The organism is Streptomyces sp. NPDC048196 (assembly GCF_040652715.1).
Taxonomy (GTDB): domain Bacteria; phylum Actinomycetota; class Actinomycetes; order Streptomycetales; family Streptomycetaceae; genus Streptomyces; species Streptomyces siderophoricus.
Genome location: NZ_JBEZMM010000001.1, coordinates 548860 through 572555, shown reverse-complemented (window position 1 = coordinate 572555; position 23696 = coordinate 548860). Strand labels below are relative to the sequence as shown.

At 68.8% G+C, this 23696-nt stretch carries 20 protein-coding genes and 1 pseudogene; 12 read left to right on the top strand and 9 right to left on the bottom strand.

From position 1 onward, the window contains the following. Positions 1–9 precede the first annotated feature (9 nt). The 6 genes and pseudogenes from AB0E02_RS02705 (at position 10) to AB0E02_RS02680 (ending at position 6943) form a co-directional block, all read left to right on the top strand. Complete coding sequence (locus tag AB0E02_RS02705; RefSeq protein WP_362135178.1) at positions 10–1266, top strand: methylaspartate mutase; 1257 nt, start codon at positions 10–12, stop codon at positions 1264–1266. Positions 1267–1484: 218 nt separating this feature from the next. Next, a complete protein-coding gene (locus AB0E02_RS02700) occupies positions 1485–2210 on the top strand; it encodes a dienelactone hydrolase family protein (protein WP_362135176.1) in 726 nt (241 codons plus the stop codon). A gap of 220 nt (positions 2211–2430) precedes the next feature. After that, entirely contained in the window at positions 2431–3060 is a 630-nt protein-coding gene (locus AB0E02_RS02695; protein ID WP_362135563.1) for a class I SAM-dependent methyltransferase, read from the top strand. Between the two features lie 330 nt (positions 3061–3390). Next, the gene (locus tag AB0E02_RS02690) at positions 3391–4545 is read left to right on the top strand and encodes an NAD(P)/FAD-dependent oxidoreductase (protein ID WP_362135174.1); all 1155 of its coding nucleotides are present in this window, start codon (positions 3391–3393) and stop codon (positions 4543–4545) included. Positions 4546–5119: 574 nt separating this feature from the next. Continuing rightward, positions 5120–5398 (top strand): annotated as a pseudogene (locus tag AB0E02_RS02685) (hypothetical protein); the annotation flags it as partial. Between the two features lie 402 nt (positions 5399–5800). Next, the gene (locus AB0E02_RS02680; protein ID WP_362135171.1) at positions 5801–6943 is read left to right on the top strand and encodes an LCP family protein; all 1143 of its coding nucleotides are present in this window, start codon (positions 5801–5803) and stop codon (positions 6941–6943) included. A 315-nt stretch (positions 6944–7258) separates the two neighbouring features. Here the strand turns inward: AB0E02_RS02680 and AB0E02_RS02675 are convergent, their stop codons facing one another. From AB0E02_RS02675 to AB0E02_RS02660, 4 genes are all read right to left on the bottom strand, one after another. After that, complete coding sequence (locus tag AB0E02_RS02675) at positions 7259–7711, bottom strand: HisA/HisF-related TIM barrel protein (RefSeq protein ID WP_362135169.1); 453 nt, start codon at positions 7709–7711, stop codon at positions 7259–7261. After that, positions 7639–8001 carry a hypothetical protein gene (locus AB0E02_RS02670; RefSeq protein ID WP_362135167.1) on the bottom strand — a complete coding sequence of 121 codons (363 nt, stop codon included), beginning with the start codon at positions 7999–8001 and terminating at the stop codon, positions 7639–7641. The genes AB0E02_RS02675 and AB0E02_RS02670 overlap by 73 nt, the downstream gene beginning before the upstream one ends. A gap of 91 nt (positions 8002–8092) precedes the next feature. After that, positions 8093–10363 (bottom strand): serine/threonine-protein kinase, encoded by a 2271-nt coding sequence (locus AB0E02_RS02665; protein ID WP_362135165.1) that lies wholly within the window; start codon positions 10361–10363, stop codon positions 8093–8095. A gap of 303 nt (positions 10364–10666) precedes the next feature. Continuing rightward, positions 10667–11233: a TetR family transcriptional regulator gene (locus AB0E02_RS02660; RefSeq protein WP_362135163.1), complete on the bottom strand. Its 567-nt coding sequence runs from the start codon at positions 11231–11233 to the stop codon at positions 10667–10669. Between the two features lie 87 nt (positions 11234–11320). Between AB0E02_RS02660 and AB0E02_RS02655 the strand changes: the two genes are divergently transcribed. Further along, a complete protein-coding gene (locus AB0E02_RS02655; protein WP_362135161.1) occupies positions 11321–11746 on the top strand; it encodes a nuclear transport factor 2 family protein in 426 nt (141 codons plus the stop codon). Positions 11747–11978: 232 nt separating this feature from the next. Here AB0E02_RS02655 and AB0E02_RS02650 read toward each other — a convergent pair whose 3' ends face one another. Both AB0E02_RS02650 and AB0E02_RS02645 read right to left on the bottom strand, forming a co-directional pair. Beyond that, a complete protein-coding gene (locus AB0E02_RS02650) occupies positions 11979–13295 on the bottom strand; it encodes an NAD-binding protein (protein ID WP_362135159.1) in 1317 nt (438 codons plus the stop codon). A gap of 589 nt (positions 13296–13884) precedes the next feature. Beyond that, positions 13885–14385 carry a hypothetical protein gene (locus AB0E02_RS02645; protein ID WP_362135156.1) on the bottom strand — a complete coding sequence of 167 codons (501 nt, stop codon included), beginning with the start codon at positions 14383–14385 and terminating at the stop codon, positions 13885–13887. 409 nt (positions 14386–14794) lie between these two features. Between AB0E02_RS02645 and AB0E02_RS02640 the strand changes: the two genes are divergently transcribed. After that, complete coding sequence (locus AB0E02_RS02640) at positions 14795–15994, top strand: cytochrome P450 (protein ID WP_362135154.1); 1200 nt, start codon at positions 14795–14797, stop codon at positions 15992–15994. Next, on the top strand, positions 15991–16212 hold the full coding sequence (locus AB0E02_RS02635) for a ferredoxin (RefSeq protein ID WP_362135152.1): 222 nt from the start codon (positions 15991–15993) through the stop codon (positions 16210–16212). Before AB0E02_RS02640 ends, AB0E02_RS02635 begins: the two co-directional genes overlap by 4 nt. 113 nt (positions 16213–16325) lie before the next feature. Here AB0E02_RS02635 and AB0E02_RS02630 read toward each other — a convergent pair whose 3' ends face one another. The 3 genes from AB0E02_RS02630 to AB0E02_RS02620 all read right to left on the bottom strand — a co-directional run bounded on the left by AB0E02_RS02630 (position 16326) and on the right by AB0E02_RS02620 (position 19699). After that, positions 16326–18311: an FAD-dependent oxidoreductase gene (locus tag AB0E02_RS02630; protein WP_362135150.1), complete on the bottom strand. Its 1986-nt coding sequence runs from the start codon at positions 18309–18311 to the stop codon at positions 16326–16328. 206 nt (positions 18312–18517) lie between these two features. Further along, the gene (locus AB0E02_RS02625) at positions 18518–19102 is read right to left on the bottom strand and encodes a GNAT family N-acetyltransferase (RefSeq protein WP_362135148.1); all 585 of its coding nucleotides are present in this window, start codon (positions 19100–19102) and stop codon (positions 18518–18520) included. A gap of 54 nt (positions 19103–19156) precedes the next feature. Then, complete coding sequence (locus AB0E02_RS02620) at positions 19157–19699, bottom strand: helix-turn-helix domain-containing protein (RefSeq protein ID WP_362135146.1); 543 nt, start codon at positions 19697–19699, stop codon at positions 19157–19159. Positions 19700–19820: 121 nt separating this feature from the next. On the opposite strand from AB0E02_RS02620, the gene AB0E02_RS02615 reads away from it, so the two are divergent. From AB0E02_RS02615 to AB0E02_RS02605, 3 genes are all read left to right on the top strand, one after another. Then, positions 19821–21083, top strand: coding sequence for an MFS transporter (locus tag AB0E02_RS02615; protein WP_362135144.1), 1263 nt, complete (start codon positions 19821–19823; stop codon positions 21081–21083). 400 nt (positions 21084–21483) lie between these two features. Beyond that, complete coding sequence (locus AB0E02_RS02610) at positions 21484–22146, top strand: response regulator transcription factor (protein ID WP_362135142.1); 663 nt, start codon at positions 21484–21486, stop codon at positions 22144–22146. Then, positions 22143–23639 (top strand): HAMP domain-containing sensor histidine kinase, encoded by a 1497-nt coding sequence (locus AB0E02_RS02605; protein WP_362135140.1) that lies wholly within the window; start codon positions 22143–22145, stop codon positions 23637–23639. The genes AB0E02_RS02610 and AB0E02_RS02605 overlap by 4 nt, the downstream gene beginning before the upstream one ends. The last annotated feature ends 57 nt before the right edge of the window (positions 23640–23696 follow it).

Sequence of the window (23696 nt, the reverse complement as noted above, 5' to 3'; positions counted from 1 at the left end):
GCGATCGGCATGTCGCAGATATCCAGTCTCGGCGCGTACGTCGCCGAGGCGAGGAACCGGAATGAACTGGTTGTTCAATCCCGCATGGGCTTCGCGAACCCGGAACTCATGCGGGCCGGTCTTGACGCCGTCCGGGACGCCGGCCCTCGCACCGTCGGCACCATCACCCTGGACAGTTTCACGCGCACCGGACAGTTTCTGCGGGCCGGCCGAGCCATCGCTTCAGGTGAATCGCTCAACGGCTACCCGCTCGTGTCACACAGCGACGCGAACAATGCCCTGCTCCTGCGCGGCATGGACCTCGACGCCTTCCCCGTTCAAGTCAGGCACGGATCGCCCAAACCCCAGGAAATCTTCCGAACCATGCTCAGGTTCGGTCTCACTGTTTCCGAGGGAGGCCCGGTCTCCTATTGCCTGCCCTACAGCAGGGTGCCCCTGCGGGAATCCATCGACGCCTGGGCAGAGGGATGCCAGATTCTTGCGGAAGGCGGGCAGGGTGCCGCACATCTGGAGACCTTCGGTGGCTGCATGCTGGGGCAGCTGTGTCCACCAGGTCTTCTGGTCGCCCTCAGCGTCCTCGAATGCCTCTTCTTCGTCGAGAACGGCATCCGCAGCGTTTCCCTCAGCTACGCCCAGCAGACAAATCAGCAGCAAGACCTCGACGCGATCCTGGCTCTGCGCACCTTAGCCGAAGAGCACCTTCCCGATATCGACTGGCACGTGGTCCTCTACACCTTCATGGGTGTCTACCCGAAGTCCACGGACGGCGCCACCGCGCTTCTGCGCGAGAGCGCCGAACTTGCCGCGGCCTCCGGCTGCGAACGTCTCATCGTCAAGACAACCGTCGAGTCCCAACGGATCCCCACCATCGCGGAGAACGTCGCAGCCCTCCGCATCGCCGCGAACGCCGCGCACGGTGTCCCCCGCTCCGCACCCCTCCCAAGAAGCGACGTTCTTCACGAGGCCTCGGCCCTCATCAACACCACGCTCGCCCTCAAGACCACGGTGGGTGATTCCCTCCACGAGGCCTTCCGCCTCGGCCTCCTCGACGTCCCTTACTGCCTCCACCAGGACAACAAAAACCACACGCGAACCTCGATCGGCAGCAACGGCTCCCTCCGGTGGGCGTCCAGGGGCAGCATGCCCCTGGACGTGCAGGCGCCTCCGGACGAACCCGGAGGAGCCGCCGACCGCCTCCTCCAGATGCTCTCCTACAACCAGCACCGCTTCGATGCTCTGGCCTCGCACTTTCCCATGGCGGGCTGAGCGGTCCTCCAGCGCGTCCGCAGCCGGTGCGCAGCAGTGCGCAGCTTCGGCAGAGTCGCTGACGAGCCGGATAAGCCATCGCCGCGCCGCATTTCGTGTAAGCGTCGCCGCGCCGCATTTCGTACAAGCCATCACCGCATTCCAGAGGCACACCCGCGCTGTTCCGCCGGCGGTGAACACCGGCCCGACCTGGCTCGACGATCATTACAGTCCGTCTCATGACGACGATTACCACGCGCACGGTCGAGTACCCGGCCGACGGCTTGACGATGATCGGGCACCTCGCGCTCCCGGCCGGCGCCGACCGCCGGCCCGCGGTCCTGGTCGGGCCCGAGGGACCGGGGTTGAACGACTTCCAGCGCCGTCGGGCCGACGCCCTCGCCGAGCTGGGGTACGTGGCGTTGGCCTTCGACATCAACGGCGGGCGCTGGTTCTCCGACCCGGAGGAGATGCTGGCGCACACGACCCCGCTGCTCGCCGACCCCGACCGGATGCGGGACATCGGACACGCGGCGCTCGACGTGTTGCGCGCCGAACCGCGGACCGACCCCGACCGGATCGCCGCCATCGGCTACGGCACCGGGGGCGCCATCGCGCTGGAACTCGGGCGCGACGGCGTCGACCTGCGCGCAATCGCGACAGTCAACGGACTCATCACGGGCCGACCGGGCGAGGCTGCGCGCATTCGCTGCCCGGTGTGGGCCGGGGTCGGGTCGGAAGACCCGATCATGCCGCCCGCCCAACGGGACGCGTTCACCGCCGAGATGCAGGCCGCAGGCGTCGACTGGCGCCTCGTGGTCTACGGCGGAGCCCTGCACGCCTTCCACCACCCGCCGGTCGACCACACCGTGCGCCCCGGCGTCGGCTACCACCCGCAGCACGCGCAGCGAGCCTGGCGCGACGTCGTCGAGCTGCTTGCCGAGTGCCTGCCCGTAACGGAGTGATCCGGTCGGCAACGACGATGCCGGGCCGGCCGCCGGCCGACCACTGCTTACCGGTCACTACGGCTGGTGTCCGGCGGACCCTGGTCCCACCCCTACCAGTCCCAACGCCGTTGCACAGTCCTATGGTTGGCGGGTGCGCCCACACCATATTCAACGCCCAGTTGACCACCCCATTGACAACCCAATCGACAGCCCCATCGACCGACCGGCCGATCTCGACGTGGTACGTGAGTCCTATGACCGCGTGGCCGACAACTACGCCCACATGGTGGTGACGACGGGAGTCGGCGACATCCGTTGCCATCCATGGCTCAAGGCATCGATCGATGCCTTCGCTGACACCGTGAGCGATCTCGGGCCTGTCCTCGACGTCGGCTGCGGCCCCGGAACGGTGACCGCCTACCTTGCCGAACGTGGACTCGACGTGTCCGGGGTCGATCTCTCTCCCCGCATGATCGAGAACGCGCGCCGTCTTCATCCGCAATGCCGCTTCAGCGTCGCCTCCGCCACCGATCTCGACCTGGGTGAAGCGACCCTTGGCGGCGTGCTCGGGTGGTGGTCACTGTTCAACCTCCCCCGTGAGGTCCTTCCTCAGGTTCTCGCCATGTTCGCGCGGGCGTTGAAGCCAGGCGGACACTTCATCACCGCAACACACGTCGGCGACGAAGACTTCGTGCGCACCGAGGCCTACGGCGGTGTGCCCGTTCGCTGGACGACACACAAATGGCGGCCGGAACAACTCGTGGACCTGATCGAGCAGGCGGGACTGCGCCCGGTCGCCGAGCTTCGACTCCCTGCGGATGAGCACACCGGGCCGGGTGTGGTCGTCATGGCCAAGCAACCCGACTGAGGTCCAGGCGTCGAAAGCGGCACAGTGGGTCGCGTGCCTGGCAAGGCTCCTCGGACGACCGGGCCGGGTCCGGGGCCGGGTCTGGGGCAGGGGGCCGGCGTCGGGTCCGGGGCCGGCGTCGGTTGGTTGTCGGCGGATCTCAGCGGATGTCGGTGGTGGTCGGTGGTCTGTCGGTGATGTGTCGTTGGCTGCCGGGACATTGGAACTGGTTGGCGCCGGCATCAACGGCGCCGGCCCCCAGCATCGCATCGTCCCGACTCTCTGGAACGACGCTCCCGGCATGACCTGCCGGGTGTCCGCCCAGCGGTCCACGGTCAGCAAGGAAGCCCCATGACCACTGACATCACCATCATCGGCGCCGGGCTCGGCGGCCTCACGCTCGCCCGCGTCCTGCACGTCCACGGAATACCGGCCACGGTCTACGAGGCGGAGCCCTCGCCAACTGCGCGTTCGCAGGGCGGGATGCTCGACATCCACGACTACAACGGCCAACTCGCCCTCGAAGCAGCTGACTTGATGGACGAGTTCCGCGGCCTCATCCTGGAGGGCCGCCAGGCAATGCGGGTCCTCGACCCGGACGGGACCGTCCTGTTCGACAAAGCCGACGACGGCACGGGTGGGCGCCCCGAGGTGCAGCGCGGCGAGCTGCGACAGATCCTGCTCGACTCGCTCCCGGCCGGCACCGTCCGGTGGGGCCAGAAGGCCAGCAGCACCCGCTCCCTCGGCGAAGGTCGCCACGAGGTGAGGTTCGCCGACGGCAGCACCGTCGTCACCAGCCTGCTGATCGGCGCGGACGGCGCGTGGTCACGGGTCCGGCCGCTGCTCTCCACCGCCACACCCGAGTACACGGGCAAGTCGGTCGTCGAGACCTACCTGTTCAACGCCGAAACCCGGCACCCAGCCGCCGCAAAAGCGGTCGGCGGCGGGTCGATGATCGTGCCCACGCCGGGCAGGGAGATCTTCGCTCACCGGGAAAAGGACGACACTCTGCACGCCTACGTGGGACTCACCGAGCCGCAGGACTGGTTCGCCGCCATCGATTTCACCGATGCCGCCGTGGCCACCGCGCGGATCGCGGAGGAGTTCAACGGCTGGGCGCCGGAGCTCACCGCCCTGATCACCGACGCCGACACCGCGCCGGTCCTGCGACCCCTCTACGCTCTGCCGACCGGGCACCGGTGGGACCGGGTGCCCGGAGTGACCCTGCTCGGCGACGCCGCCCACCTCTCGGCCCCGAACGGCGAAGGCGCCAACCTGGCCATGCTCGACGGCGCCGAACTCGGCAATGCCATCGCGGCGCACCCCGACGACATCGAGACCGCGCTCACCGCATACGAGCAGGCCATGTTCCCCCGCAGCGCCGAGGCCGCCACCTTTGACGGCGGCGAGGCCCACGGGCCCGACTCCGACAACAGCACGGCCCGGACCACCCACACGGCCCACGACCTGATCGCCGCGTTCACCCGGCACGAGCAGTCCCACTAGGGGGGCATTTGCCCAAGGTGTTCGCCATCGTGCGGGCCTCGGGGCATCGACGAACGACTGGTGACCGTCCTCTTCTTCGGGATGCCGACCCCGTAGATCCGTCGGTTGCCGATGTCGCCTTGGACCACATCGCCGTCTTGCGGATCGGAGTCATCGAGGCACGCGGAGCGGGGGCAGCCGCAGGCGGGTGTGACACTTTCGACCGGCGCGCCGCAGAGGGTGGTGCCGATGGTCATCGGTCCGTCGATGGTGAAGTGGCCGGTCCGCGGACAGCGATGTGAAATAGCGGTGAAGGGAGTTTCGGAATCGCCCAACGGGAAATGCGCGCACCGTGACTTACCCCAATGATGGTGTACCGCAAAATCACCCATACGACTCCAGGTCAAACTCCCCGTACCCCCGCGGATCAAACTCGCTGGATGGCGGCGATACGGCTCCGCTGCCGATTTCCGGGGCGCACGTCCCGCACCCCAGAAATTCACCCTCACCGTACGACCCCGCCCCCGCGGCCCCGTACCCCTCCGTTCCGAACACAACCTCCCACACCAGGAGAAGTTGGCAAGGAAACCGGCGAGGTGTCGGAGCGGATCGACTCGCCTTGATCATTCACAGTCTCGCGGATGTCGCCGCGGGATTTCTCGGGCTGTGGATCCTGCTGTACCTGCTTGACGCGAATCAGGTGAATGTCTTCGTCGGATTCGTGCACGGTATGGCCGACTGGCTCGCCGGCTGGTCGCAGGACATCTTCGTCATGGAGACGGAAGGGCTGCGCGTTTTCTTCAACTACGCCCTTCCCGCGCTGATTTACCTCGCGGTCGGCCATGGCGCAGCCGCCTGGCTGCGACGCCTCTGACTACGCTTGCGCCGAGCTCAGGGGTCGCGGACGACCGTGTCCCCTGAGCATCGAGGCGGATGCCTCTCCAGACCGGCGCCCCCTCTCCCTACGTGGCGAATTTCCCGGAAATCGTGATACGTGTTCCGGCTGCCGGGCAATGCCGCATAGTCGTTCTGTGGTTGTGCAGTGAACGTGGTGAGCGGGCCCAGTGATGCGCTGAGCCGAGGATCGAAGGCATCGGGTGCGACTTGCCCGAATTCTCGTAATCGGCCATGACTGCCTGTTCGGTCGCTCCCTTGGGTATTTGGCAGGACATTGCGGCCGGATCCCTCGGTCGCTGTGCATCAGGTCGGAAACAGTCTTCCCTGAATCGCTCCCTGAGTTGTGTGCGAGACAACGGGAGAAAGCACACTGCTGAGCATGCATCAGAGGCCCCGCGGCAGGTATGCCGACTTCCAGGAACCGTATGAGCCCGCACATGCGGCGCGTCCCCCGAATTCTGCCCCTTTCATACCCACCCAGCGGCCCGCGGCGCCGCCCCGTTCCGAAGACCGCGGCCCGTATGACTTCGAGCCGGCCCCACGTCGGCGCGGCAAGGGCAAGCGGATTCTGATATCCGTCCTCGTCCTCCTGCTCGTGGTGGCGGCCAGCACCTATTTCTGGGCGGACTCCAAGCTGCGCAAGGAGGTCGATCTCAGCAAGGTCATCGACCGGCCGGCCGCGGGTGAGGGCACCAACTACCTGATCGTCGGCTCGGACAGCCGCAAGGGCATGTCGGCGGCCCGGCGCAAGAGCCTGCACACCGGTGGCAGCGCGGAGGCGGGCCAGCGGACCGACTCGATGATGATCCTGCACGTCGGTTCCAACGGCCCGACGCTGATCTCCCTGCCGCGCGACTCGAACGTCACGATCCCGGAGTTCCGCGGTTCCGAGTCCGGCAGGATCAGGCCCGCGATGGGCGCGAACAAGCTCAATGCCTCCTACGCCTTCGACGGCCCACAACTGCTGGTCCGCACGGTCGAGTACAACACCGGGCTGCACATCGACCACTACGCCGAGATCGGTTTCACCGGTTTCGCCGACATCGTCGACGCCATGGGCGGCGTCGAGATGGACCTCGACAAGGGCTTCACCGACAAGTGGTCCGGTGCCGACTTCAAGGCCGGCAAGCAGACCCTCAACGGCACCCAGGCGCTCGCGTACGTCCGTACCAGGCATGCCTTCGCCGGCAGTGATCTGGACCGCACCAAGAACCAGCAGAAGTTCCTCTCCGCGCTCGCGAGCCAGGTGGCCACGCCCGGTACCCTCCTCAACCCGTTCACGCTCTACCCGGTCATGAGCGCGGGCCTGGACACCCTCGTCGTCGACAAGGACATGAACCCCTACCTGCTCGCCAAGATGTTCTTCGCCATGATGGACGTCAACAGCGGCGAGGGCAAGTCCATGAACATGCCGGTCTCCGGCAGCGTCGGCGGCAACCTCCAGTGGGACAGGCCGAAGGTCAAGCAGCTCGTGGACGAGCTGAAGAACGACGCCCCGGTCACCGTCACCAGCGACCGCTGACCGACACCGATCCGGCCGCGAGCGGTCCGTGCGTGGTATTCGTACGGACCGCTCTTCGTACGGACCGCTCCTCGTGCGGACGCGGACCGCTCCTCGTGCGCACCGCTCGTCGTGCGTCGGAGCACCGGGGTTCGGGGTGCGCGGTCGGAGTGGCCGAGCGGAGGTGGGGTGAGGTCGGACGCGGGCGGGCCGCCGGGGGGAAGGCAGCGCCGCCCGCGCCATAGGGGCGGATCCGCTGGCACGGGGGGAACCGTCGGATCCGCGTACGCCGATGACCAATCGGCTACTCCTTCTGCGTCACCGGTTGATCAGTTGTCACACCCGCAGGGCAGGCAGGGCTGAAAGGGCGCATATGGACGCCCATATCGGACGTATGGCCTGGTCGGGTAACACGGGAGCCTCCTGCGGCGCAGAACTGCATACGGGCGCGTGATCGCGCGCGTAGGTGATCACGGCCGGGGTGACTCCTGTGGGGGGTGGCCACCCTGGCCGCGATCGCGCTGGTGGAACGATCCGATGCCGGACCGGTCCGTCAGCGCTGCGGAGAGTGCGGCCGATCAGTGCACCTTCGACGCCCATCGGCTGAAGAGTGGCGATGGTCTTGAGGTCGGCCAGGGTCGTGATGCCTCCGGCGGCAAGGACGGCGGCCGGCGTGCGTACGCACACTTCCTGGAGCAATGACAGGTTGGCGCCGGTCAGGCTGCCTTCCCGACTGACGTCGGTGACGACGTAGCGGGCGCAGCCGGCGCCGTCCAGGGCAGCCAGCACCTCTGGACGTTGATGTCGAGTGCGTCGATGATCCGGCTGGCGCTGTCCATATCGAACCCGCCGTGTTCTTCGGTCATCACCAGGTGCAGCCATTCGGCGCCTTCCTCCTGAAAGGCGAGCGCACATTGCAGAGGGTCGGTGCGTACTGCTTCCGGCACATGCCCGTCTTCAACCAGATGTGCGACCCGTCGTTCGGCTACGTGCACAGACGGCAGCACGGTGAAGCCATCACTCGGTTCGCGCCCGCTCAGCACCTTGGATCCATCATTCGGTTCGCGCCCACTCAGCACCGTGGCTCCCCGTCCTACCGATGTCCGCCACCATCGGATCCGTTCACCCGGGCAACTCGCAAGGAACTGGGGACCGTTGAGTCAAAAGGAATCAGCTGAGTTTCCACAGGGCCAGGTAGTAGTCCAGGGCTTCGACCAGCAACTTGCCATCGGGGCTGAAGGAGAGGGCACTGCAGCTGGCCTGCCACACGTCGGCGCCCGCCATGGCCTTCCCCGCCTCCTCGATCCGTTTGTCGAGCACCCGGGTGGGGTTCCAGGTGCTGGTGGACCAGAGTTGGACCGCGCCGCCCTTCTCGCTGGCGGCCAGCGACTTGCCGTCCGGGCTGAAGGCCACGGCTCCGATCGGCTTGTCGGTGAAGGTCAGGGTTTCCACTTCTTTGCGGCTGTCGGAGTGCCACAGCCTGACCTCGTTGATCTCGGCGTCCGCGCTGGCGGCGAGGACCTTGCCGTTGGGACTGACCGTGAGGTTCAACAGGCCCCTCCTGGGGCCCTGGACAGTGGCGATAAGGCTTTGTCGGCGGATGTCCCAGAAACGCAGCTTCCCACCGGTCGTGGCGGCGACGAGGGTGCGGCCGCCCTGGATGAACTCCACACCCGACACCGCCCCATCGATGGGGTACTCCTGGTGGTCCGGGTGCTCGACGAAGGTGGCAACCCTGTCGTGGGACTTCACATCCCACAACGTGATCGTGAAGTTCCCGGCGTACGCCAGCGTCCGCCCGTCCGGGCTGAACGCCAGGGACGACATCTCGTCGTCCTTCTGGTTCTTGTCGCCGTGGAGCGTGGCCGCCTTCTTGCCGGAGGGGACGTCCCACAGCGTGATCGTCGCGAAGTCGTCGACGCTGGCGAGGAGCCTGCCGTCCGGGCTGAACGCCAGGTCACCGGTGTTGTTGTCGACTCCCGTGTCGCCGGGGTGATCGAGGACGACCGCGGTCTTCAGAGTGGTGCTGTGCCGCAGCTCTACGCCGCCGTCCAGATCCCCGACGGCGATCAGCCTGCCGTCCCGGCTGAACTCCACAGCCGTGATCATGGTGCTCAACCGGTCGGACATGGTGAATCTCGACGGCCGCTCGGGGGTGGGCGACGTGCTCGGGCTCGCCGTCCCCGACGGCGATGGCTTCGGCGAGGGGGAACCACCGGTGGCGTTCTTGGCCGAGGAGCCCGAGAGCTGGTTCACGGTGAGCGGGATCGCCACTGCGGCACCGGCACCCAGTGCGCCGAGCAGGAGGGTGCGGCGGCTCGGGCGCCGAGGCTCTGGCGTGCCGTCCGGCACAACGGGGCCGGAGGGCGGTTCGGCCGGCGGCGAAGCGGTCTCGGTCGGCAGGTCCGCTGCAGCGGCGTCCGGCCGGGGTCCGGGCCCCTGAGGGGGCGGGGGCGGGTCCTCGGGAGGCTGCGGGGTGCTGCTTCCTCCCGGCGCGGTGCCGAGGACCGTTACGGTTCCGGAGTCCACGCGTACGCCACCGTCCTCGGGCAGCCCCAGGAGGCCGATGATCTCGGCCTGCTGCCCATCGATGAGGGCGTGTACGGCGGCCGGCCAGGGCCGTGTGGCCGGAGCGAGCCGCCCCAGATGCTCCAGGATCTCGGCCGGCGCGGGCCGACGGGACGGATCCTTCGCCAGGCACCGCGCGACGAGTCCGCGCAGTTCGTCCGGGAGCGGTGCGAGGTCGGGTTCGGTGTGTACGACGTTGTAGAGCGTCTGCGGCGCTGAGGGGCCGGCGAACGGGCTCCTGCCCGTGCATGCCTGGACCAGCACCACGCCGAGCGAGAACACGTCGCTGGCCGGGGTGAGTTCACGGCTCTCCGCCTGTTCCGGAGACATGAAGGCGGGCGAACCGACCAGCCAGCCCGTGTGAGTGATCTCAGTGCCGCCCTCGCTGTCGGTGGCCCGAGCGATCCCGAAGTCGATGACCCGGGGCCCGTCGGCGGCGAGCAGCACATTGGACGGCTTGAGGTCACGGTGGATCAGCCCGGCCCGGTGGACCTCGGCCAGGGCCGCCGCCAGCCCCGCGGCCAGGCGCACCGCTGCCTCCGGCGGCAACGGGCCGACGGTTTCCACCACTTCGCTCAGCGGCGGGCCGGGTACGAACACCGAAGCCAGCCACGGCAGCGGCGCGTCCGCGTCCGCATCGACCACGGCCGCCGTATACGCGCCCGACACCCTGCGCGATGCCTGAACCTCACGGCGAAAACGCGTACGGAATCCGTCGTCCTCCACGAACTGCGAGCGCACCACCTTGACCGCGACCAGACGCCCGTCCGGCGCCACACCGAGCAGCACCCGCCCCATGCCGCCCCGCCCCAGCTCGGCCACCAGCCGATACGGCCCGACCACCGGCCGGTCCGACTCCCCCAACAGCTCCATCGACCTCTCCGCCGTGTCCGTGCCAGTGCAACTCCGGGCCCGTTACGGCCTCTTGCCCACCTCGTCGCGCTCAGGGAGCGTCTCACACCCGGTGAGCAAGAGTGCTGCGGATCAAGCGGAAGGAGAGAGAAGGAGTGAGAAGGAGTGAGACGGCAGTGCGGCGGACAGGTCCTCGATGCGTCCGGCCGCTCCGTGACGAGGTCGGCATGCACCCGGCCTGGTCTGCTTGATGCTGGACACCGCCCCGCCCAGGCGCTCCGCCGCCGCGCGAGAGAGACCGGACCGTTCACCCGTTCCCCCTGTTCACCCCGGCGGTTCCGCGAGGGCCTTGATGGCCGGGCGGAGCAAGGCGGCGATCTGATCGGCACTGGCGTCACGAAGAGGGGCCAGGCTGAGGAGCTGATGGCCGATGGTGACGCCCAGCAAGGTGGTGACGACCAGAGCGGCCCGTAGCTCTGGGTCCTCGGCTGCGGGCATCGCAGCGCCGATGCCGTTGATCTGCCGGCCGAGGGCCGAGCGGACGTGCTCGGCCGCAGCCGGGTCGGTGAGCATGGACCGCATCATCGCCAGCGTGCCCTCGGGCAGCCCGCCGAGCTTGAGGCCGAGCGTGGCCAGCAGCTGATCGACGAGCGCGTCGGCATCAGGGGTCGTCGGCGGCGCGGGGAGCGCCTGCACGGCTTGCGTGAACAGCTCGCGCTTCGAGCCGAAGTACCGCATGACCAGAGCCGGGTCGACGCTCGCCGCGGCCGCCACAGCACGAATGGTGGTGCGGTCGAATCCCTTCTCGGCGAACAACTCCCGTGCGTGGTCGAGGATGCGCGCCTCGGTGGCCTGGCGACGCTCGGCGCGGGAGTGGTGAGGAGTGGTCACCCAATTCACTCTACAGTCGTTGACCGAACTTCCGATCGCCCCCTACGGTGAGTGGGTCAACAGCTGTTGAACGAATGGAGTGACCCTGTGTCGGACCTGCAGACATCCGCCGTGCGCACCCCTCGCGAGGTGCTGGCCTGCTACTACCAGGCCATCCTCGACAAGTCCGCAGACGATCTCGCCGATCTCTATTCCGCGGACGCCGTGCATGAGTTCCCGTTCACTCCGCCCGGTTTTCCCCCGCGCTACGAGGGGCGCGAGGCCGTGCGTACGGGATACCGGGCGGCCTGGGGTGCCAGCCCGGCCCAGGTGGAGGAGATCAGGAAGACGGCGGTCTACGAGGCCGCCGACCCGGAAGTGATCATCGCCGAGCATGTCGTGGTGGGAACACTGCCGAACGGACACGCCACCTTCACCGTCCCCGGCCTCCTGATACTCCACGTCCACCACGGACTGATCACGCGGGTCCGGGACTACATGGACGGCTCGGGGGTCGCCAGCGCCAGAGGGTGAACGCCGGACGCCGGCGTGAGGAATGCGCCCACACTGAGGAATGCGCCCACCCTCCTCCGGGGCCTCACGAGTGCCGGTCAGCGGATCCTGCCTTCGCTGCCCACGCTATTGATGCTCGTCCGGACCCAGGTACATACCGACCGACCTCTACCGGCCCTGAGGCGGGCGCGTCCTGGGAGCTTTTTGTGAGCGGTGCACCGAGTTGGTGGGTTCGCGCGGCGGATCCCACCGCTCACGCCCCGTCCTGTGGGTGATCGCACCGGAGCGCGTGTGGCCACGGTGTGAAGCTTCCGCTGCCGTGCTCCACCCACAGCCGTCTGCCGTGGGCGATCACTCCGCGTGGCCGTAGTCCGGTCAGGCTCGCGGTCGTGTACGCGGCACTCAGACTGCCCAGGTCGTGGACGGTGCCGATCCTGAACAGGGACTGGGTCTCGGCGATGGCCTCGTGGTCACCTGCCCGGATGACCACGCGCAGATCGGGCGCGACCGCCCGGGCGGCGACGGCGACGGCGATGTTGTCCAGGTCGTCGGAGGCGACGGCGGCCATGGCCTGAGCGGTGTGGAGGCTGAGCTTGCGCAGCACGAACCTGTCGGTGGCGTCGGCGATGACGACGGGTACGCCGAGGGCCTTGGCCAGCCGGAGGTTGGGGGCTGCCGGGTCGCGTTCGACCGCGATCACACCGAGGCCGAGGTCCTGCAACCGGGTGCACAGCCGCAGCCCCACCTGCCCGAGCCCGACGACCACCACGTGGCCCGCACGGGGAAGGGCCCGCGGGCCCACCATGCCGATCGAGCGGGGGCCCAGGAGGCGGTCGACCATGCCGGCGGTGAAGACGGCCGTGAAGACGACGGTGATGAGCATCGCGAGTGCGGCGAACAGCAGATAGGCGCTCGACCCGTGCGCGGACGCGGGGCCGACGGCGGAGACGGTGCGTACTGCCTCGAAGAAGGCTTCCACTGGTGGACGGTGGTTGAGGGTCACGGCCCAGCTCCAGTCCGCGAGCAGCACGGCGAGAAGTCCGGTGAGACCGGTGAGCATGATGCGGGAGCTGCCGTCGTGGGGCCGTAGCTGCCCTCTGAGCTTCCCCAGCCAGGCCCGGCACCTCAGGGAGCGCGGTGGCCGGTACGTCTCGACGCGCACGCCGTCGCTTTCCCAACGGGCGCCGATGTGGCCCGAGGGCGTGCGGTTGAGGGCCAGCAGGTCGGGTTGGAGGCAGGCGGCCAGCAGGGCCGGGGCGGCGACCTCGGCCGGCGAGGTGACCTGGCAGTTCGGAACCACGCGCACGAGTTGCTCGGCGACCGTCCGGTCGAAGACGGTCACCACCAGCAGGACGCCTGGGCAGATGTGCTCGACCGCGAGCGCGTAGCGCAGGGACTCGACGTCGTCATCGAAAAGGATCGCGACCCCCGCGACCTCGATTCCCGTCGTCTCCTGGTCCAGCGCCCGGCGCAGATCCTCGTCCGTGGGCTGTGCCAGATGGCGCACCGTATGTCCGGCCGACTGCAGGAAGCCGCAGACCCTGCGGGCCTCATCGCTGCCGATCACCACGAAGTGCCGGGACGGTGACTGGTCTTGGGGTCGTGGACGGCGTGAGGAATGCGGCAATGTGTCCGGCTCCTCGGTGCGTACACCGTCGAGGGCTTGCTCAGAGAGCGAAGGCACAGTCATCGGATCGATAGGGGTCGCAGTCGAGGCAACGGGGAGACTGGCAGCCTTGGCAGCGGGTGAGCAACTGGCCGCAGTGGCACCGGAGTTGACTCGGATCGGCGGACCGGCCGCGCACGGCCGGTCCGGAGTGGATGATGCCGGTGGGCGACGGGCCGGGCTGCCTGCCGTCAGCGTTCACGGGTCTACTCCCCTCGGATGGTGGCGCGGCACGCCAGGCCAGTACCGGCCAGGGCCGGTCCGGCGAGGAATGCCGGGGCCACCCGGCGCTGGATTCGCGTATGCCGAAGGTAGGAGCGGCGCGTCCTGCGCACCATGGACAGACGCCACGCTCTCGGCGCCTGTGATTCAGACACGTGCTCAAACGCCTCGCCGCCCCGGCCTGCGCGAGAGCCCCAGCGCTGCGACGATCTGCTCCGTGGCGCTCATGCTTGGCGACTGGGAGGGCCGCGTCTGCGGTCGTCCACGCCGGTCACCTACGGCCCCGGGGCCGCTGTAGCTGCCGCTGTACCCCGTCCGCTGCCTTGACCGGCCGCCACTCCGGATCCTTTCCCCTCTGCGCCTCCGCGGCGATCCGCATCCAGCCGTGCTCCTCGGCGAACACGCCGCCGGTGGCCTCGTCCAGGGCGCGGCGCACGACGCCGCACACGTAGACGGGTCCGGCCTTGAGTACGGGGTCGACGATTACGGCGGGATCGTCTGCCGGGAATCCCGAGCACTCCCAGTGGCCGCCTGCCGTGTACAGGATCGCCTCCCCGAGGTAGGCGCCCAGGGCGCGGATGAGGAGGTCGACATTTCCGCCCTGCTCCTGGTGGGTGAGGGCTGCGGCTTCCAGGACCGGTAGGGATTCCGGGCGGTAGTCGTCGGCGAAGTCCTCGGGCAGCGGGAGGGCTCCGAGCTTGCCGAGTTCGATGAGGATCTCGTCCAGCCACATGCTCAACGACGCTTCGCCGTCGGGGAAGTCGTCGGTCATCGCAGGACAGCCAACCGCTCATCGACCGGCTCGCCCAGAAGGCCCTTCGGTATGGATTTCATGTCCCGTCCATCGGTCCGGCAGCGTCATCATCCCGTCGACTATGACAGGACCCACTGACAGGCGACCGCGGCACCGGACGAGTGCCCCGCGCCAGCACGAGCACCGGCACACGGTCCCCCGTCCACGGTCAAGAGTTGGGACAACCGTCCTCCTGGCATGCCGTCAGCATTGCCTTCGGCGGTAGCCATTGCAACGCAGCATTGCATTCGCCCTCAGCGTCATTGCATCAATTTTCCGGCCTACACCTGCGGAAATGCCCTTTTGTCGATTGACGGGATTCTGAACGCAACGTAGCTTTCGGGACGCGTCAAACACGTCATATCGCGAGCTGAGGAATGGCATGGCCATGAGTGAATCCGTCCACACCGTCACAACGCAGCCGACGGCGCGTCAGCCGGGCTGCCCCTTCGACCCGCCGGCCGAGCTGCTCGACGCCCGTCGGCACGGCCCCATCAGCCACTACACCCATCTCGGCGGCAAGCCCGGCTGGCTGATCACCGGTTACGACATGGTCAGGTCGGTCCTGGCGGACCCGCGATTCAGCTCGCGCAAGGAGCTGTTGAACGTGGGGGACTTCGAGGTTCCGCCGGCGCCGCCCGGCGAGTTCCTGCTCATGGACGAGCCGCAGCACGGGCGCTATCGGAAACCGCTGGTGGGCAAGTTCACCGTACGGCGGATGCGACTGCTCACCGAGCGCATCGAGCAGATCACCGCCGAATGTCTGGACGCCATGGAGAAGGCCGGGCCGCCGGCAGACCTCGTGACCTCGTTCGCCAAGCCCATCCCCACCATCGTGATCTGCGAGCTGCTGGGGGTGCCGTACGAGGACCGGGGCTCCTTCCAGGAGCAGATCGACACGTTCATGGGCGGGGAGACGAGCGACGAAGAGCTGATTGCGGCCTACACCGCGACCCAGGAGTACCTCGCGGAGCTGGTGGCCGCCAAGCGCGCGAACCCCACCGACGACGTGCTCAGTGAACTCACCGACAGCGATCTGACCGATGAGGAACTGAAGGGGATCAGCCTGATCCTGCTGGCGGCCGGGTTCGACACCACCGCGAACATGCTGTCCCTCGGCACCTTCGCGCTGCTGCAGAACCCGGCCCAACTGGCGGCGCTGCGCGCCGATCCCGCGCTCACCGACGGGGCCGTGGAGGAACTGCTGCGGTATCTGAGCGTCGCCAAGAGTTTCCTGCGGACGGCGCTGGTGGACGTCGAGGTGGGCGGCCAGACCATCGAGGCCGGCACGACCGTCGTCCTGTCGTACCACACCGCCAACCGCGACCCCGAGCGCTTCGCCGATCCCCATGTGCTCGACCTCCGAAGGCCGTACGACGGGCACCTGGCCTTCAGTCACGGTATCCACCAGTGCCTGGGTCAGCAGTTGGCCCGCGTCGAGATGCGGGTCGCGTTCCGCGCGCTGGTCGACCGCTTCCCCACGCTGCGCCTGGCCGTACCGGCCGAAGAGGTTCTGCTGCGTCCGGAGACCGCGGACATCTACGGGGTCAAGAGCCTGCCGGTCACCTGGGACCAGGTGGAGTCATGAGGACTCCGCGCCTGCGCGTCGACCGTGAGCGCTGCATCAGTGCCGGGATGTGCGCGCTGACCGCCCCCGAGGTATTCGACCAGGATCCCGACCACGGCCGCGTGCTCCTGCTGCACGCCGAGCCGCCCACCGCCCATCGCGAGGCCGCACAGATGGCCGCCGGTCTCTGCCCTTCCGGGGCGATCACCCTCTACGAGCCGGAGGCCAACGGCACCTAGCGCCGCGACGACCGGGTAGCGGAGGACGACCGGGTAGGAGCGGACGGCCGGCTAGGAGAGCCGGTCCGGCGTCCCGTGGGGCGGGACGCCGGACCGGGGGATCGTGCCTCCTGTCAGCTCGTGTGGACCTTCAGCGCCGTCCGGACGGCAGACTCAAGCGCCCCTTCGATCCAGGCGGGCTTGATGGAGGTGTGGTCCCCACCGAAATGCAGCGGCCCCTCGGACGTGGGGACGTCAGGGAACAGCTCTGCGTGCTGGCCGGGGAAGAGCACGGAGGCCTCACCATAGGCGTAGTGGTCGCGCATCCATGACTGGGTCTTGCACTTGTTGGTGAAGAAGACCTCGCACCGGCGGCCGAAGACGGCCTGCACTCCGGCGAGCGCGCGCAGATACCGCTCGTCGTCGGCGAAGGCGTCCCACTTGAGGGCGTCGTCGGACCAGCTGTAGGAGGCGAGCATGATGCCTCCGTCGCTGCCTTCCATGGGGTGCGCATGCTCGAAGTACATGAAGCGGTTGGCGTTGTCGCTCACGTTGCCGCCACCGCGGATGTGAGTGGCCCTCGGCTCGTTCTTCGAGGCGGGCCGGAAGACCGCGAAGCACTTCTTGAGTTCGTCGGGGATCGTCACCCCCAGGTCCTGCACGGACTTGTGCGCGCCGAGGTACCTGCCGTGGTTGACCGTGCCTGCCTGGTACTTGTCGTAGAGGTTGTCCTCGATGGAGTTCAGCGCCGCTTTCCACTGCGCCTCGGTGAACTCCCACCAGCGCTGCGAGAACTCCAGCAGCACCTTGGTCGCGGCGTCGTAGTGCAGTTCCGTGATGGCCCGGCGCTTGCCGTAGGTCAGCGGAGGGTCGAAGGTCACATGGCGCAGTCCGGAGAAGGGCACGGTGATGATGGCCTCATCGCCCTCAAAGACCTCCGTGACACCGCCCTTGCCGGTCTGGCAGGCCTCGGAAACGGTGTGCACCCTGACCTTTCCGGCGTGGCGCTCGATGCGTACGGCGCGCCTGTCGAGGCTCACCTTCCCCTTGACCGGCTTGTACAACGCGTCGGCGAGCAGCGCGGTGCCGCCCTTGATCTCCCAGAACTTGGTCTTGGGGTCGATCAGCGCGCTGGACAGGAAGCTGTGCGTGAAGGAGAGGTGCAGCCGTGAGGTCAGGTTCTGGATGGTGCCGATGAGGTCGATGGTCCTGGTGTCGAGCTTGGCGACTTCGGTGAGGTACCGGTACATCGACCAATGGCCGTACTTCTTGAGGACCTTGGCCCACCCGTTGACGAGGGCGGTTCCTTCCTTGCCTCGGATGAGCCGGTGTGCGGGTTCGAGGGCCTGCGCGAGGATGGCGGATGCGGTCTTCGTGCGGTTGGGGCCCGTGACACCGAAGGTGGCGTTGATCTTTTCAGGGTTCTTCTCGTAGTCGGCCCGGCGCATATGGACGCCATTGACGTGGATCCAGGCGCGGTTGGCCTGCTTCGTCGGGTCGTCGACATCCACATCCACCAGGTAGAACTCCTGGAGCGTGAGGCCGAACTTCTTGATCAGCGCCATCAGGAGGGGATGACTGCCGGGCAGTCGCATGGCACCGGCTTCGGCGTACTGCTTGGGGTCGGCGAAGGGTTGCTCTCCGTTTTCGTGACCGCCCTTGCGGAACGTCTTGATGCGGCCGCCGACGCGGTTGCCGTTGGCCTCGATCACCACGACGTCGTGGCCTGCCCGGTGGAGCAGGTTGGCGGCGAGCAAACCGGCCGGGCCGGCCCCGACGACCAGGACCCGCTTCGTCGCCTTCGCCCGGCTGGTGGGGAGGCCGTTTTCGATGGCCTTCAGGTAGGTCGGCACGAGGGACTTGTCATGCTCGTCGTAGACGGCGATGGCGCGGGCGACGGTGGTGAACGCCTTGGGATCGACGCCGGGCGGCACCGCGGCCGGCGCCGTCGCGGGTGCGGTGGCCGGGCTCAGCGCGGTCGCGGGCGTGATGGCGGCGGCGGTGAGTCCGGCGGCGAGCGCCGAGGCCCCGGTTGCCGTGACCACGGCGCGCCGTGAGGGCTGCGCCTCGCTCGATGCCTTGGTGTCGTCCGTACCCGGAGTCACGCGCGAAGTGCTCATGTCGTGTGAATTCATGGCTCATCACACTTGGCATACGAACGCCGTAGAGCCAGCGTCTTCACACGGACGGGAACGGTAAACCACTCTCGCGGCTACATGACGTGGACCGTCAACGACCTTACGAAAGGCGGGCGTTCGGGCCGTGGCCCTTGGCGGCCGGGCTGCCGGCGCCTTGCGGAACCGCGTTCACCGGCCACTCGGTCCGCTCAAGCATCTCCCTGGACACGAGCATGGAGGTGCATGTCGTGCCAGCCGTCCCGTTGCAGATGCGCGCCGCGCCGAGTGCCCTCCAACGCGAAGCCGGACTTGGTGGCTACCCGGCAGGAGGCTTCGTTGGCGACCGAGTGGGCGAGTTCAAGGCGGTGGAAGCCGGCCTCGTCCAGCGCCCAGCCGGCCAACGCGGCCAGGGACCGCGGGGCGACACCGGTGCCACGGGCGTGGGGCAGGACCCAGTACGCACACTCGGCGAGGCCGTGGAGAAGGTCCATCCACCGCAGAGACATCCGGCCGGCGACCTCGCCGTCGGCCCGGGTGATGACCCACTGGACGGCCTGCTCCTGCTGCCAGGACCGGTGGGAGGCTGTGACCCAGTCCCGGGCTTCCTGCAGCGACGTCACATGGTGCGTGTGCCAGCGCCGGATTGACGGGTCCTGGAAGGCACGTTGCAGGACCGGAGCGTCGTCCGCCTCCCAGGGTCGCAACAGCAACTCGCCGTCATCCGACGGAATTGAGGGCTGAGCGGAGGCGGAGAGGGTGCCGGCCGGGATGGCGGGCGTCATGGCAAAGCTCATGAGTGAAATGATGTCTCACGACCCGGCTGGAAGCGTAGGAGAGAACGGCCCCGCTCAGCAGCCCTCGCCCTCCTCCGCCGAGACCTCCGTCGCGCCCCTCTCCTGCTCGGCCTTCCCCTTCTCTCCCCTCTCCGTCTCAGCCCTCTCCGTCTCTTGCAGCTTCTCCACGACGGTGTCTTCTGGCCCTACCGGCCGGCCGTCCGCCGCCCGGATCTGCAAACGGCGCAACGGGCGGCTGGTCCGGCGGTCCAGCAGACGGGAGTGGTCCTCGCCGGGGGTGAAACACTGGTCCTCTCCCCACTGGCGCAGGGCGACGATCACCGGGAACAAGGCGCGACCCTTGTCCGTGAGGAGGTACTCGCGGTGGGACCCGCCGTCCGGAGCGGGCACGCCGCGCAGCACCCCGGCCTTCTCCAGCGCACGCAGCCGCGCCGCCAGGATGTTCTTGGCGATGCCGAGGCTGCGCTGGAACTCGCCGAACCGGCGGCTGCCGTCGAAGGCGTCCCGCACGATCAGCAACGACCACCAGTCACCAATGGCGTTCACCGACCGGGCGACGGGACAGGGGTCGGCGTCGAAACGGGTGCGGGCGACCATCCGTGGCTCCTCTCCTCCAGCTCCCCGGACCCTTCCAGGGGTGGTTGCAACATGCTACCTCGGATGGCTACTGTCACGCCGGTAGCAAGATGAAACCAAGTTGAGCGGAAGGTGTGTCGGTATGGCGGTCCAGTGCTCCGGTACGGTCGGCGAGTGCAGCGGAACCGGCGGCCACGAGGCGCATGCCACGGCGTCGGCGCCGGACCCCTCGCCGCCCGCCCGGCTCGTGCCCCTGCTCGCCCTCGCCTGCGGCAGCTCCGTGGCCACCGTCTACTTCGCGCAGCCCCTGCTGGTGACCCTCGGAGAGCGGTTCGCGCTCGGCTCAGGGCTGCTCGGTGCGATCGTCACCGTGACTCAACTCGGCTATGCGACCGGCCTGTTGACGCTCGTACCGCTCGGCGACCTGCTCGACCATCGGCGGTTGGTCACCGCTCAGCTCGGGCTCCTGGCACTCGCACTGCTGGCCGCCGGGCTGGCACCGGGCGTGGCGGCGCTGCTCGGCGCCCTCGCCGTGGTCGGGCTGCTCGCCGTCGTCGCCCAGACGATGGTCGCGGCGGCTGCCGCCCTGACCCCGCCCGCCCGGCGCGGCCGCGCCGTCGGAACGGTCACCGGCGGCATCGTCACCGGAATCCTGCTGGCCCGCGCCGCCGCCGGTGTCCTCGCCGACCTCGCCGGCTGGCGGGCGGTCTACCTGGTGTCCGCGGGCGTCACCGCCGTCCTCGCCTTGCTGCTGCGCCGTGTTCTGCCCCCGGGCTCGCCGTCCACCGGGGTGCGCGAGGGGTCGTACGGACGACTGGTGGCCTCCACCGTCACTCTGTTCGTCCGCCATCCGCTGCTGCGGATCCGGGGCGCGCTCGCCCTGCTGGTGTTCGCGGCCTTCAGCACGCTGTGGAGCGGCGTGGCGCAGCCCCTGAGCGCTCCGCCGTGGTCGCTGTCGCACACCGCGATCGGCGCGTTCGGACTCGCCGGGGCGGCCGGGGCCGTCGCCGCCGGAGTGGCCGGGCGCTGGAACGACCGGGGGCTCGCCCAGCGCACGACCGGCATCGGCCTCGCCCTGCTGGCGCTTTCCTGGCTCCCGATCGCCCTGACCCGGCAATCGTTGTGGGCGCTGGCGATCGGCGCCGTCCTGCTGGACTTCGCCGTGCAGGCGGTCCACGTCACCAACCAGACCCTGATCCACGCCGTGCAACCCGACGCGGGCAGCAGGATCATCGGCGGCTACATGGTCTTCTACTCGGCGGGCAGCAGCCTCGGCGCCCTCGGCTCCTCCCTCGCCTACGCGACGGCAGGCTGGCCGGCCGTGACCGCCCTCGGCACGTCGTTCAGCCTCGCCGCCCTGCTCCTGTGGGCAACGACCCGCCGTATGAGCCTGACCTCAGTCTGATGGTTCGTTGCCGAGTGTCAGAGACGGCAGCCCCCGTGAAGAGCAGGGAGTCGGCAGGCAGACAGAAGCCGACCAACAGCGCACTTTCGACGAACAAACACCAACCCTCCCGCCGTCATCGTCTACAGTGCGGTAGACCGTCTACTTGTCTGTAGTCGGCCCGACGGCGCTGTCGTCCGGCCGTGCCCCCGCCATCTGCATCGGCCGGGACGACCACGTCCGGGCCACTGCCGGACGGGTCACCGCAGTACAGGAGGCGCCTGCGGCCACACCGCTGCGTCCCGACCGCACGCCACCTACCGGCCTGCCGGCCTACCGGTCTCCGGAAGCGTTGCCCAGAAGTTGGGGCGGATGCGGTATCCCGGCCCCGGCTCCCGAACTTGTTGTGAGGTGATCATCTGTGCGTCCCACCGTTCTGATCGTCGAGGACGACCACGCGCTGCGGGACGTGCTGGTACGCGGTCTGCGTGACGAGGACTTCGGCACGCTGGCCGCTCAGGACGGCGCGACCGCTCTGCGGCTGACCGGCGACAGCGTGGACGCGGTGGTGCTGGACGTCAGACTGCCGGACGCGGACGGGCGGGACGTGTGCCAGGCGATGCGGGCGCAGGGGTTCGCCAGCCCGGTCGTCTTCCTGACCGCGCACCACCGGCTCCATGACCGCCTCAGCGGGTTCTCCGCCGGGGGTGACGACTACCTCGCCAAGCCTTTCCATCTCGCCGAGCTGACCGCCAGGTTGCGCGCCGCCCTCAAACGATCCGGGCCGGCCCGGCCTACGGCCGCTGGGGACCTGGTCCTGGATCCGGTGCACCACAGCCTGACTGCAGGGGGCGTCGACGTGGCGTTGACACCCACCGAATTCCGGCTGCTTGCGGCCTTGATGGCGGGACTGGGGGCAGTGGTGGGCAGACGGGAGCTCGTCCGGGCCGGCTGGCCGGAAGGCGCGCAGGTCAGCGACAACACCCTCGACCAGTACCTGAGCCGGTTGCGTCGCAAGCTCCGGGAGGTGGGCAGCAGCCTGACGATCAGCACCATGCGGGGAGTCGGGCACCGGCTCTCATGACCACGACCACTGCCCCACGCCTCATTTCCGCGTTGGCCGGCCGTTGCCGCCCCCGTACGCTGCGGGGCCGGCTGTCCCTCGTGGCGCTGACCACCGCCACGCTGGTGATGGTGGTCCTCACCGTCGTGTTCAACGCGATCGTCCGCCAGCATCTCCAGCAACAGGCCGACGACGAACTGCGCACCCGGGCAAGTGCGGTGGCCGCGACCGTCGACACCCGCCATCAGCCGGTACGCGTCCTGGAGACACCGCACGACGCCGCCTTGGACACCAACGTATGGATTTACGCGGGCACCCGGCTGCTGGAGCACCCCGCCTCAGCCGCGGCCGACGGCACGATCACTCGGGCCGCCACCCGTCTCGCCGCTCATGGCGTCAAGCGCTGCAACGAGGTGACGGCCGGAGATCGCATACGTTTGTGCGCCGAGCCCGTGGGCGGGGTCCGGCCGGGTGCCAGGCCCACCGCCGCCGTCGCCACCGTCGTCACCGCCATAAACCTCGCTCCGTACCGTGCGTCGGCCGACACCCTGCTCATCGCCTCCCTCGCATTCGATGCCACCGTCCTGGCCTGCACCTACGTCCTGACCCGGCTGGCGGTGGGACGCGCCCTGCGCCCGGTCAGGACCATGACGGAGCAGGCCACCCGGTGGAGCGTGGTCGCCTCCCAAGAGCGCTTCGGCACTGGGGACCGCCCCGCCGAACTCTCCCGGCTCGGGGCCTCACTGGACGAACTGCTCGACCGGATCCGTGCCGTGTTGCGCCACGAACAGCAACTCACCCGGGAGCTCTCCCACGAGCTGCGCAATCCCCTGGCGCGGATCACCGCCGAATTGGACTGGTGGCAAGCCCGGCCCCGCTCCGCCGACGAGACCCGCACCACCCACACCGCCATCGCCGAGGCCGCCGCCTCCATGCGCACCATCTGCGAGACCGTCCTGGACGACGCCCGGGCCGGCGCACACACCGTTCCCGGCACGACGGACGTCATGGCCGTACTGCGCCGCTTCACCGATCAGCGAAGTCCCCGCGAGAAGGCCAACATCTCGGTTGCCGAGAGCACGGTGGCCGAGACGACGGTTGCCGGGGCTGGGGTGACCGAGATGACGCGCGCCGGAATCACGGGCGTCGACATCACGCTTGACGGCCCGGACACCGTGCTGGCCGGGGTGCCCGCCGCGCTGCTGGAGCGCATCGTGGCCCCGCTCATCGACAACGCCTTGCGCTACGCCCGCTCGCGGGTCGCCCTACAGGTGGTGCCTGGGCCCGACGGCATCCGCGTGGCGGTCGTCGACGACGGTCCCGGTGTCCCGGCCACCTTCACCACGCAGCTCTTCCAACCGGGCCGACGCGCCGAACCGGCGGACGGCCACACCGGAGCGGGCCTGGGTCTGCCGCTCGCACGACGCCTGGCCCACTCCGCCGGCGGTGCAGTGAGCCACGACGCCGGCCACACCGCGGGCGCGCGCTTCGTGGTCGATCTGCCCGCCGGATGACACGGCCCCGCCGGATGACACGGCACATCCGGATGGCACGGCCCGTCCGGACGACAT